The following is a 12,481-nucleotide window of genomic DNA, read 5'->3' as shown; positions in this document are numbered from 1 at the left end:
TTGGGGTGTTGTTGATGTTGAGTAACCCTAGGGAGAGGTTTATTGCTGTTTAAAGTGATTGAATCTAAGGGAAATATGGCATTTTTGGGAAGGGTAATGAATCTTTAATGATTCATTAATAACAACATAATCACTAGCGTTTTTGTTGAATTTTGCAATTTGCAATTCCAGTTTGCAAAACAAACAAGGATATACGACCAATACGTGTCCAGATGCGTAGTAAATACGTGTTTTTAAAGTTGGCACGTATGCTGCATTAGTAATGGTGACCCTTCTTAAGCCGAGGGTCACCTAGCCAACTGACGTTGTTAGTGAACCTTTTTTGTTCACACAAAATATATGACCAATCACCCTTATTGTGATTGGTTTTTTTTTGCCTGAATTTTAGGTTCTATTTTTTGTTATTACTTTTTTACTCACCACACTTAGAGTAACAGCTTGGTTGGCGTGGGCATTCTCCACCTCTGGAGCAGATAAGCCTCGCTTCTGTCTCAATCCCACGTTCAATCCAATTTATATTTAGAATCTTGGCTATTGTCGTGAGATCTTTCTTGATGTTACGCGGAATTGCCACAGAGCCACCATTGTTAACGCATGACGCTTTAAGTTGCTCTGCTATGTCTCTTGAATTACCGCCTTGAGCATCAATCGCAGGGTTGAGATCTATACCAGCACACAACACACGATTGTTACCTGCAGGATCCGTCATATTGATGGATTCACAGCAGTAGATCCTTGGCTCATCACCCACATTCAAAATGGAGATTTGAGCCGAGCTTCCCGCTCGAGGTTCTGATAATCGACGGAACACAGCCCAATGTTGACATGGGTCAGCGACCGTTCTCATATTTCCCCAAGGTAGTGGAATCCCGTTCCCGCGATATACCGCCTTGAGTTTCCCCGGTCCATAAGCATCAAAGTAGTGCCAGTGAGGGTAGGGCGATACTACAGTCATTCGACGCATCGCAACAGAGGGGGAAACCCCTGCTCTTTTGTGAACGTCGATTTCGTAACCAGTACGGTCGAGTAGCTGTCTAAACGGGACTTTCGGGCACAGCAGTGCGCCAGCAAAGAAGCTGGATTCAAAGTCTCGCCATGCTTGAAGAATGTCTTGGGAGTTGAGCTGTGAAGAGCCTGATATCTGGTTGTCATCCCATGTGTTGTTGTTACCGACCGACAACACACTCTTTAGGCCTTCTTTGCTGTGCAGAATGCAATGGCCGATATAAACCGAAAGGTCGTATTTCAGACGGGTTGGGTACTCTTTAAGAATCTCGTTTAAGAAGATAGTACCGGGAGGCTCAAAGAAGGAGGTCACCAACTGCTTAGCGTTAATTCCGAGCTCATCGACTACGTCTTGCGGCGTGCGCGTTACCCAACGGATGTTGATTCCTAGGCTTCTAGCGATGTCTATCAGGTCTTCTACGCTGAGGTTAAGTCGTTTTAAGCCTACCTCTTCCGCCGCGCGCTCTAGGTCAGGGAAGTGGTTCTGGTTGCTCTCTTGGTGTGCTCGAATCAAGAGGTGCGCAAACTGGCGGCCTGAAATGCCCGTTTGTGACAGCATCTCAGGAATCGCAATTTGCAGGATGTCGTTTGAGAATAGGAAGCTCGGCTCGAGCGCCATGCCACTTATCCCACCACGATTCCCCTTATCAGGAGCAATGGCTTGTTGTTCAGATTCGTCGTCGAGGAACCACGTCGGGTTCTTCTGAAAGACCTGCGCAATCACTTCCAGCATATCGATGCTAGGAACCCGCTTTCCACGTTCAATCATTGAAAGGTAAGAAACGGAAGGGGCACATTCTGGGTCGATTCTAATACAACGCGCAGACAGGTCTTCCATCGTTAAATGGTTACGTTTTCTTAGGTTACGTATCTTCGTACCTAGGAAATGTGACTGACGAACTAAACTTTTTGACAAGGCCATATTTGTAAAATTCACATTGTAAAATTTTTGTTGTGAAATTGTATGTAAAAAAGCGCTAATCTACAAACTAAGCAATTCACAAAATGACAAATAAATTAAACGTTAGTTTGGAATAATTGCTCTAGGACACATTTTTGCTGTAGAAATCGGTGGTTATCACCGGACTGGTCAAGAGGGAAAGACTATGAATATGCTTACATTCGATAAAACAGAAATCCAAAAACAATCAAAGCCATTTATCGCTGAAGCTGTCTTTGCCGTGGAGACAATCAGTGCCAATCAGCAAACTGAAAAGCAAGTGAAAGCAAAGCAGCTGCTTGATCGACTATTCCCACTAGAGAATGGCTCACATCAAGACGTAACCAGCTACGTAGTCGATTACCGTCATATTATGGCTTACTTCAAAGATGGTCAGCACAGCGGTTTGAAGCACCCTAAACAGTTTGTAGCGTACATGGGTGAGAAGAACGACCCAGACTCTATCTTGTTCCGAGATGGCAGTGGAAGCCACCTAGAAGTAATGTTTGGCTGCCATAAAGGGACAGGTTGTATTGAGCTAGTAGAAATTGATGATATTCAGTTGGAATCATGTACCACGTTTGGTCAATCACCAATGGAAGCAACAACCACAATGCGTGAAGAGACCATTGCAGCGATGCGACACTGGATCAGTTTGATTCAAGGTGACGCAAAGGGTAAACCAAAGGCATGCAGTGAAGATAAAGAGTTCAGAGCAAAGAGTGGTGAAGACTACTGTCTGAATTACTGTTTCCAGATCTAACGGTGAAACCTAGGTAGCTAAATCAATTTACACAGCTAAAGAAAAAGCCCCGAAGATAATGTCTTTGGGGCTTTCTAGTTGAAACTCCAGCCGACTAATATGTCGATAAGAGCATTGTTGGTGTGTCTTACAAAGGCATGACTCGGTTACGGCCAAGTGATTTCGCTTCGTAAAGTAGTTTATCAGCACGCTCGATCAGCGATTGAGCTGATTCTCCGGGTTCAAGTTCAGCGACACCAAACGATGCAGTGATACTGCCGACTTGTTGACCACTGCGGCGATCTTTGATCGACAGCTTTTCTAAAGAGCGACGATTGGTATCAGCGAGTTGACGAGCAATACGCAAAGATTTGTTAGGCACAATCAGTGCGAACTCTTCACCACCAAATCGATAAGCAGAAATACCTTCACGGCAACTTAACTTCAGCTTACGAGCGATCCCTTTAAGAACCATATCGCCAAACAAGTGGCCATAGGTGTCGTTGAAGTTTTTAAAGTGGTCGATATCGAGAAGAATCAGACACAAAGATTGTTGTGCTTCACACAAGGTTTCTATGTCGCGGTCGAAAGAGCGACGGTTATAGAGTGTGGTTGTACTATCGAAGAGCGCATCTTTCTGCACTTCTACCAATTGAGTTTTCAGCTTGGTGATCTCTGAGGTTGCAGAGTTTAGCTGAGAGTTTAAAAACTGAGTAGAGTGACGAATATGACGAGATTCAGACACTAGCTGTCGAACCAAGGACATGACTTCATCAATAGATAAACTTTCATTATCAACTCGAGCCAAGTCCTCGAAGCTTTTATCGATCATGTCAGAAAAGGCAGAGGTGTCGGTCAGGGTGTCATTCATTGAATTGGAAACTTCAGAAACTAACAGTTCCAAATTAGCGCGAAGGTCATTGATATTGGTTTCGGATTTGCTGGCAACATAATTGTTGTATAGCTGCTCACCCACGGTAGGAGGACAAATACCGTAGTGTTCTAAAACACCATCCATGTCTTGAGTCAGCTGGGGAATAGCGTTATCGACATAGGTGTACCAAAGTGCGTAATTTGCAGGTGTCGTTGACACCCTGTTCTTCATCATAAGAGGCACCGCTTTTTTTAGATTTGCGGTGGATTTCTGAAATTCGTCTTTGTTCATTATTTTTACTGCAGATACCAAAACAACTAAGCCACTTGCGAACAAGGTTAGCGGATTTCGAACGTCTTTGCTTTAAAAATTATATGATTAGTGGATGAGGATTGGATAAATAACTCATTTTTATTATGAATATCGATTGCGTATTCATAAGTGCAATCTAATGGGTTGTTCTTTAACCATTTTTGGGCTTATCAAACTTTCGACATAGAGTGAGTTCGTATCAAAACATTGCTGAGAAATGAGTGTTGATGTCTCTGAAAGTGCATACAAAAAGTGAAGTTATTTGGTCGTCGAGCTTTAACTGAGAATGGTTAGATTGAGGAGACTTGGCTGGTGGTTTTGAGTTGTTCAGAGTTAACGGGTGAAGCTTGTATCGAGAGGGGAAATGTTTATGAGCAGGCATAAAAAAGCGCCGATAAAAATCAGCGCTTTAAAATTCTTTTTAGCTATAAGAGCTAATTATTGAGCAACAACGTTTGCTGCTTGTAGGCCTTTTTGACCGTTTTCAACTTCGAAAGAAACCTTTTGGCCTTCTTTCAGAGTTTTGAAGCCTTCAGAAACGATTGCACGGAAGTGTACGAATACGTCAGCGCCGCCGTTGTCTTGAGAAATGAAACCGAAACCTTTCTCTTCGTTAAACCATTTTACAGTGCCAGTATTTGTGTTAGACATAATTTGTCCCTTATTCATAAATTTTCTAAGTTGTTGATTGCATTTAATGCAATGCGCTGATAATTGAATTATTTAATATTGCTAAGAAATAAGGAAAAACTACTTACAAAAACGGGTAACGATTTTACATGTCAATTTTTTACTATTCATCTAACTTAAATAACTCCGGCTAACAGAGCGAGGGCATGTTAACACAGTCTTTTGAGATGTACACGTATTGCTTAAGAAATTTGTGCTTTTTTTGTCATACCGTGCGAATGTACAAGATCTACACTGATTTAGTGATAGTTTTGTCGCTTCGTCCAACACAACAAAAGGAAGCATCTCAGCTTCCTTTTGATCATTAGTATAGACGATATTAACGCTTGAAGTTGATATCTTCAGTTTGATCTAAATTTATTTTTGTTTTCGCTGGTTGAGTCTCTGCAATCACCTTACCGTGACGTATTGAGTACTGCACTGGTACTTGGCGGCGCACTGCATCAAAGCCATTGTCAGCAGGAAGAATCAGCAAGCTACCTGGCTTACCTTCTTCGATGCCGAAGTTGTCTTGAATATTCAATGTGCGAGCAGAGTTCTTGCTGATTAAATCAAGTGAGTTGTTGATTTGGTCGTAGCCCATAACTTGTGTCACATGCAGTCCCATGTGCAGAACTTGAAGCATGTTCGCTGTGCCTAGTGGGTACCATGGGTCAAACACATCATCGTGGCCAAAACAAACGTTGATGTTTGCTGCTAGCATCTCTTTAACGCGCGTTACACCGCGGCGTTTCGGGTAATCGTCGAAACGGCCCTGTAAGTGAATGTTCACTAACGGGTTTGCCACGAAGTTGATACCAGACATCTTCAATAGACGGAACAAGCGAGATGCGTAAGCACCGTTGTAAGAGCCCATTGCAGTGGTGTGGCTAGCGGTTACTTTTTCGCCCATTTCAAACTTATGAGCAAGGGCTGCTAATGTTTCCACAAAGCGAGACTGTTCGTCGTCGATTTCATCACAGTGAACGTCGATCAGACAGTCGTACTTGCGTGCAAGCTCGAACACATAATGCAGAGATTCAACGCCGTATTCACGAGTGAATTCGAAGTGAGGGATTGCACCGATAACGTCAGCGCCGATCTTCACTGCTTCTTCAAGCAACTCTTTGCCGTTAGGGTATGAAAGAATGCCTTCTTGAGGGAACGCAACGATTTGGATATCGACCCATTCTTTCATCTCTTCACGAACTTCAACCATCGCTCTTAACGCAACGAGTGTTGGGTCAGACACATCAACGTGCGTACGAACGTGTTGAACACCGTTAGCTATCTGCCATTTCAGTGTTTGCTTGGCACGAGATTTTACGTCTTCGATTGATAGCAGTTCTTTACGCTCAGCCCAACGCTCAATACCTTCAAACAAAGTGCCAGAGATGTTCCAGTTAGGCTCACCAGCAGTTTGAGTAGTATCTAGGTGGATGTGCGGTTCACAGAAAGGAGTAACTGCAATGCCACCTTCAGCATCAAGAATGTCACCTTGATGATTGATTTGTGCGTCATTATCGAGAATGCGAGAAAATTGACCATTTTCAATCAGAATCTGTTTCAAGCCCTCTTGGTCTTGAAGTTTCGCGTTCTTGATTAATAAGGTTGTCATAGTGTGTCCTTAAGCGGCCTGAGATTTCAGAGCTTTTTTGTTCAATAGAGGATTAAGCACGAGGTAACTGATTGCACCACCTAACACTGCGTTTAAAGGAACAACGCCAGGTAGGAAGTGACCAGCGGCTACGCCTGTTGCTACCGCGATAATGCCAGCCCAGTTAACGGTTTGGAACTCTGCATTTGCAAAATCTTTGTAACGTTTACGGTTCGCGAAGAAGTCGGCGATGATTACGCCACCAATTGGTGGAATCGCCAGCGAAAGGAAGGTTAACCAACCAACGAAGTTGTTGTATAACCAAAGCGCGAAAATCGTACCGATAATGCCGTTAATGATAGACATTGTAGTACTTGAGCGACCAGTAATGTTAGATAAACCCAGACCAGATGCATAAAGTGCATTTTCATTGGTTGTCCAGATATTCAATCCAAGCACGATGATGGCTGGAAGCAGTAGACCTTGCGCGATCATCACATCTGAAATATCAGCCTGACCGGTTGCTGCTGCGCCTGCTGCGCCGAAGATAAACATCAGCGAGTTACCGATGAAGAACGCAACCATAGTAATCAATACTGCGCTTGCTGGCTTTTTACCAAAGCGAACGAAATCGGCAGTTAACGTACCCGCACTTACGAACGAACCTACAACCATTGCTAGCGCCATTGAGAAGTCCATTGGCGTCTCCGGTTTAATAAGTTGCAGTTGCTCTAGTCCACCAACACTGTCTACCGCAGTCAGTACTGAGTAACCACCCAGAATCGCAATCGCAGGTACTGCAATCGCTGAAAGCACCATTAGCGCTTTAATGCCGAAGTACACCGTACCCGTCATTAACAAGCCAGATACGATAATCAAGGTGTTGGTATCAATGCCCGTTGCTTTTTGTACTGGAATCGCAAACATCGCAACACCCACACCAAACCAACCGACTTGTGTACCACCAAGTAGAGCAGAAGGAAGCCATGAGCCTTTAGTACCGAAAGAGAAACGAGCAAGAAGGTGAGTAGAGAGGCCAGTAGATGAGCCGATGTAGCCAAGAAAAGAAGTGTAAATACCGAGGATTAGGTTACCGATGAGAACGGCGAGGAAGAAATCGTTGAATGAAAGACCTGTCCCGAGTGAACCACCTGTCCACATACTTGCAGAGAAGAAAGTGAGTCCAAGCATTACCATGGTGAGTGAAGCGACTCCTTTCCTAGCCGATGTAGGAACCGGCCCTAGACTGTAGTTATTATCAGCAGCCATTTTTTACCTCCGCAAATGATCAAAATTAAAATTAACGGTCGCCGTATTGCAGGCAAACGTGCGCATTATGGTGATATAAATCACATAGTCAATGCTAATTTTGTCAATAAGGGCGATTTAAAATCAGTTATTGCAGTAATTATCTTGTAAAACATAAGGTTATTTTCTGAGTTTATTTTAAAAAAATAAATAGAAAACGTTTTCTATAACGCGTTGGTTATCTGCTGTTCTTGGTTGGCTATGAATGTTGATTATTATACGTTTGAATGGGTGTCTGTATCGAAAAGGAGGGTGGTCGACCAAACTGCAGGCAAAAAAATAGCCAATCGCAATAATCGCAATTGGCTTATATATTTTGTGAACAAGAATAGGTTCACTAACAACGTCAGTTGGCTAGGTGACCCTCGGCTTAAGAAGGGTCAATATATACATTGCAGTTAGTGTGCCAACTTTCAAAACCACGTAAAACGGCAGTTTTATAGCAATCTGGTGCGTATTTGAGCGTTTAATTTGCGTTTTTGCAATACCTAATTGCAAAATGCAATTGCGATTTGCAACTTTAGAGTGTTGATTCGTTTTTCGAGTTTGTGTTCTTTCTGGCGACGAATAGTGAAATAAACAAAAAGCCCGTGCGATCTAAGAGCGCACGGGCTTGGGTATTGCTTCACCAATAGGAAGTATTAGATGGAGTAGAAGAAGTACAGTTGAGACTTCATTCTAATGATGATCCCGCGTATTACGTCTAGGAACGCCATAAAGCTGATAGGCTTCTCACCGCTTACCCACGCTAATCCGACAGAGCCAACAGGAATATCGTAACCCTCTGCCTCATCAATTTTTAAACGAACAAAGTGGTGCTTGTTCTGAAGGTTTTTGCCTGTGGTAACACGAACCTGCTCATCGATACCTAGCAAACTTGCTTGCGCTTCACCAGTCGCTTCTACAATACCTTCTACGGTTGCAGAGAATACTTTTCCTGGGTATACCGCTGTCGCAAATTCCGCAGGTTGACCGACCTTAATATTACGAATCGCTTGGTGGTTCACTCGCATCAGCACGTACTTCTCTTCGGTATACATCTGGATACGAGGCATCATTGAAACACGCTGACCTTCACGAAGAATAAAGTTCGTTACAAAGCCGTCAGTCGGTGCCGTGACTTTGGTGCTGTTCAAGTCCCATTGTGCTTGTGCCAGTGTTGCCTTTGCTGAATCGACTTCAGTCTGCTTCTTGCTTACATTGGTTTCAGCTTTGTGGATGTTTAACTTCGCATTCTCGGCATCGACTTCTTTCTTGCTAAGCTGAGATTCCAATGTCGTAACGTTATACGTCGCTAAGTCTACCTTTGCTGTTTGTTGGTCGATGTCAGTTTCAGTGATCGTATGTTCTACCACTTTGTTTTGCTTCTGGTAACGATCAAGCGTCTTTGACTGCAGCACCAAGTCTGTTTTAGCCGAATCTATTTGTGCGACTGAAGCTTTGATGTCTTCAAGCGCCGATTGGTAGCTGACTTTTGCAATGCTCACTTCTTGGCGAGCTGTGTCTAAAGCGACCTCTGCAGATTCAAGTTGAACGCTGGCTTTGTCTCTTGCGATGACATATTTGGTGTCATCAATTTCGTAAATTAGCTGTCCTTCAGTCACATCCTGGTTCGGGTCGATGTGGACTTTGGAAGTTTTTCCCGAAACATTAGTTGAATCTGGACGCAACTGTATATGTGGAGACTGAACCACTGAGCCTCCCGATAGATCCATCGGAGTAAAGTTGAGTAGACCAACCCATACAAACAGCAACCAAGATGTACCCCCTAGGTACGCAAACGCCTTGGTGCCTTTGTTCCAAGGCATACCAACAAGTCTGAGTAAGTAAATGAACAGTGCCCAAATTGCCAAGCCTTCTAACATGTTTGGCTCTCCTCATCTTGCTTGTCGGAAGTTGTTTGCTCCTTGGTTGTGGTTGGTGACTTCCATGTGTCTCTTAGATTGATGATGGCTTTTTCCATATCAACGAAGGCCAAAATTACTGCTAGTACCCATACCCAGTGCCATACAAAACCAATCCATGTTAATGCGGTGATCAAACCGAGTTGTTGATGCTCTTTACTGTGAGCCTTGTTGATTGGTAATTCATGTACACGCCAGAAGCCGTAACATGCAGCAGCGATGGTTGCGACCAACACTACGCCTGCAACTACGTGTAGTGCGGTATCTGCGCCGGTTCCGACAAATGGGACACTAACTAAACTCATTGATATACCCTAGGTTAAATTGAGCACCGAGTGTGATTGATATCAGATTTAGAGGTTGAAAATTTACCAATTACTTTAATAATGATGTCATTATGATTTGATCTGTAATAGTAACTTCTAAGTATGGTGGCTAATGAACAATTGTAACTTCTTAAGAGCATTGGGTATTTTGGGTATTTACCAATACGCAACGACTAATAAGGCTGTGAATACTGAGCAATTAGGTATTCCTAAATCAGTGTTTAATAACCCGATGAACCTTATCCCCGTAAGTGAAGTGGACAAATGGTATGGCTTGCTTGAACAACAAACCGATGATTCCGATATTATCTTGAAGCTGGCTGATAGAGTGAATATTGAAAGGCTAGGTCCTCTCTCTAACTGGTTTTTCTCGGGGCACGATCTGGCGTCGTCTATACGCCGAGTTAACATCGGGTTGCACTGTTTGCAGTCCGGGGCTTTTCTGTATGGCGCTCAAGTCGGTAATTTCATCAAATGGTGCTACGACAATCCTGCTTATACTGAGGTGGGTAAAGTTCATGACTCAATTCGAGTTGCCATCTTTATGATGAAGATATTAAGGCGTTACTTGGGAGACGACTTTACTCCCGCAGCCGTCTCTATCGCAGGTTATCGCGAGAACACTCAACTCTATCAAGAGTATTTTGGGTGCAATATTCAGTGGGGCCAGCCACGAACTGAAATCTGGATACCAAGCCAGTCGAGGTTATCGAGCAATCAAGCCCCTTCTAGCGGCAAAATGAGCTTGGCAATGAACTTTCATGACTTAGATAATTACCTCAACATGCCTGATGCCGCGGATGAGCATAAGGTGACCTATGAGATGATTAATTACAGTCGCCATTTCGGCTTGCCAACACTGCATAAAGTGTCGAGTTTGCTTGGGTTATCTGAACAGCAATTTCAACGTCGATTGCACAACTTAGGCATCAACTTTTCTACCATTATGGGCTATGCATTAAGTAACGTGGCCGTGGAGTTGTTGATGTATTCAGTGCCAATAGGTGAAGTCGCGACGAGGCTCGGCTATACCAATGTCGCGAGCTTTAACCGAATGTTTAAGAAACATCGAGGTTTGACACCCAAGCAATATGTTGAGCGCTTAAAAACAGGCCTATAACTATACAGAGTTAACTTATGGTTCGTTTATGGATCAGGCTGGACAAGTAAACCACAGCCCAAGTACTCAAAATGAAAGGGGCGGTGAGTGGTAACAGTGAAAGTTCATGAAAACCAAGTGTGATGAGACAGCTTAACAGCATGCCTAATAGGATTAACGGCCAAGAGATCCGCGGATAGAGCACAAGTGCTAAAGTGGCAAGAATGGCGTTGTAACCGTAAAGACCTTGCGCTACCAGTTCGTTAGAAGCGCCAATCAACCCGCTAAATACGGTGCTAATTATTACTGCGAGCATAACCCAAATGGCATGCTTGATATTGTTGAGTGCGATGGCGACTAAGATAACGAGCCCCGACAACGCATTTTCGATGAAACTGACTTGGCTTATCCCTTTTAACAACGAGATCACCACTGTCGGCAGGTTGAACCACGAGTTAGCCTCAATACTGATGAGTGGCATCAGTGCGGAATCAGGTGCAGAAAACGCTGACAGCTCAAAGGTTGATTGGATAATATAAATCAGCCAAGTGGTTAGGATAAAGGCGCTAGTGTAACCGCGATATTTCTCAAAACTGAATACGATGTGGGCAATCGGCACCGTGAGTAATGCACCTAACGCAGTCACTAAAGCCCATAATGGCGTCACACCAAAAAAGTTACCGATAAATAAGCCAATTAAAGCGCCATTTAGCGCGTACATTCCACTATCAATGTCGTCAACTGACTTGTTGGTGTTGGTGTTGGTGTACATATAGCCATAGAAGGCCAATGCAAAGCTGCAACTAGCGCCAAGTAAGGTAAGAAAAGCCAGTGCAAGTGACTCAATAGAAATGGCAAGCAACAGCAAAGTCGACGTCATGACAGACGGTGTGAAATAGACTTGCCCGATGCCATTGAGCAAGCCTTGAAATGGTAGAATATCCCTGTTCGTTTTCATCGTCTGATTACATTATTGAGTTATGTTAAATTTTTGTAATTCAGATTGTATACAATTTTATCAAGTTCACCATCTTCGAGTGTTAATTTTGATACCAGCGTTCACCATAAGCTGGTTGGTAATCTGGTGTTTCAATGATGCCTTCTTGCTCTGGAACGGTTTCTAATGGCCCAACAACCGTTCGATAAGGCAATACGCCAGCCCATACTGGAATGTCCATATCGGCTTTATCATCATTCACTCCATGTTTACCAATCTTCACGGAAGCTTCTGTTAAAGGTATCGCTAACAACTCGGTCGCGGTGAGTTCTTTTTCATTACTGAGCCTGACTTCATCTGTTCTGCCCGGTGCGATTTACTCAATAAAGATATTCAACAAGCGATCCTTTTCTTGATTGTCATCGATGACTGAAAATGACCCCAATACCACAGCAGAACGATAATGCGCACTATGATGAAATGCCGAACGAGCCAACACCCAACCATCGAATAAGGTGAACGTTAAACAGGTTGGTTCTCCCTTTTTTAGCCCTTTTAGTAGGCGACTGTTTTTAGCCCCATGAATGTAGACCATATCATCCACTCGCCACGCGAGCATCGGGATAACCATTGGGCCTTGTTCGCCCTGCAATGCAATATGTGCGATTAAGCTCTCATCAATAATTTGGTGCAGTTTCTCTTGTTCAAATACGGCTTTGTGAGCCCCTTTTTTAATCGTGGTTCTTTTCGTGTTAGATAACATAATCG

The 12,481-nt window shown here is 43.5% G+C and carries 10 protein-coding genes and 1 pseudogene; 2 read left to right on the top strand and 9 right to left on the bottom strand.

The features are described from left to right. Positions 1 to 412: 412 nt before the first annotated feature. Positions 413 to 1,942: a DUF3612 domain-containing protein gene (locus HRQ85_RS08125; protein ID WP_082153947.1), complete on the bottom strand. Its 1,530-nt coding sequence runs from the start codon at positions 1,940 to 1,942 to the stop codon at positions 413 to 415. Positions 1,943 to 2,111: 169 nt separating this feature from the next. On the opposite strand from HRQ85_RS08125, the gene HRQ85_RS08120 reads away from it, so the two are divergent. Then, a complete protein-coding gene (locus tag HRQ85_RS08120; RefSeq protein WP_048608941.1) occupies positions 2,112 to 2,708 on the top strand; it encodes a malate synthase in 597 nt (198 codons plus the stop codon). Positions 2,709 to 2,835: 127 nt separating this feature from the next. On the opposite strand, the gene HRQ85_RS08115 is transcribed toward HRQ85_RS08120, so the two are convergent. The 6 genes from HRQ85_RS08115 to HRQ85_RS08090 form a co-directional block, all read right to left on the bottom strand. Then, positions 2,836 to 3,852 (bottom strand): GGDEF domain-containing protein, encoded by a 1,017-nt coding sequence (locus HRQ85_RS08115; RefSeq protein ID WP_172379266.1) that lies wholly within the window; start codon positions 3,850 to 3,852, stop codon positions 2,836 to 2,838. A gap of 459 nt (positions 3,853 to 4,311) precedes the next feature. Further along, positions 4,312 to 4,524: a transcription antiterminator/RNA stability regulator CspE gene (gene cspE, locus HRQ85_RS08110; protein WP_004740083.1), complete on the bottom strand. Its 213-nt coding sequence runs from the start codon at positions 4,522 to 4,524 to the stop codon at positions 4,312 to 4,314. Between the two features lie 358 nt (positions 4,525 to 4,882). Next, positions 4,883 to 6,160 (bottom strand): cytosine deaminase, encoded by a 1,278-nt coding sequence (locus tag HRQ85_RS08105; protein WP_017064864.1) that lies wholly within the window; start codon positions 6,158 to 6,160, stop codon positions 4,883 to 4,885. A 9-nt stretch (positions 6,161 to 6,169) separates the two neighbouring features. Then, complete coding sequence (gene codB / locus HRQ85_RS08100) at positions 6,170 to 7,408, bottom strand: cytosine permease (protein ID WP_032546874.1); 1,239 nt, start codon at positions 7,406 to 7,408, stop codon at positions 6,170 to 6,172. 680 nt (positions 7,409 to 8,088) lie between these two features. After that, entirely contained in the window at positions 8,089 to 9,312 is a 1,224-nt protein-coding gene (locus HRQ85_RS08095) for an HlyD family secretion protein (protein ID WP_017066494.1), read from the bottom strand. Beyond that, positions 9,306 to 9,656: an MFS transporter gene (locus tag HRQ85_RS08090; RefSeq protein ID WP_017066493.1), complete on the bottom strand. Its 351-nt coding sequence runs from the start codon at positions 9,654 to 9,656 to the stop codon at positions 9,306 to 9,308. Before HRQ85_RS08090 ends, HRQ85_RS08095 begins: the two co-directional genes overlap by 7 nt. A 133-nt stretch (positions 9,657 to 9,789) precedes the next feature. On the opposite strand from HRQ85_RS08090, the gene HRQ85_RS08085 reads away from it, so the two are divergent. Then, a complete protein-coding gene (locus HRQ85_RS08085; RefSeq protein ID WP_172379265.1) occupies positions 9,790 to 10,797 on the top strand; it encodes an AraC family transcriptional regulator in 1,008 nt (335 codons plus the stop codon). A 10-nt stretch (positions 10,798 to 10,807) separates the two neighbouring features. On the opposite strand, the gene HRQ85_RS08080 is transcribed toward HRQ85_RS08085, so the two are convergent. Both HRQ85_RS08080 and HRQ85_RS08075 read right to left on the bottom strand, forming a co-directional pair. Beyond that, positions 10,808 to 11,734, bottom strand: coding sequence for an urea transporter (locus HRQ85_RS08080; RefSeq protein ID WP_172379264.1), 927 nt, complete (start codon positions 11,732 to 11,734; stop codon positions 10,808 to 10,810). A gap of 82 nt (positions 11,735 to 11,816) precedes the next feature. Beyond that, positions 11,817 to 12,476 (bottom strand): annotated as a pseudogene (locus HRQ85_RS08075) (pyridoxamine 5'-phosphate oxidase family protein). Positions 12,477 to 12,481 lie beyond the last annotated feature (5 nt).

This window comes from Vibrio sp. Vb339 (genome assembly GCF_902751245.1).
Lineage (GTDB): Bacteria > Pseudomonadota > Gammaproteobacteria > Enterobacterales > Vibrionaceae > Vibrio > Vibrio coralliirubri.
The sequence above is the reverse complement of the archived record's forward strand: the minus strand, read 5'-3'. Positions and strand labels throughout refer to the sequence as shown.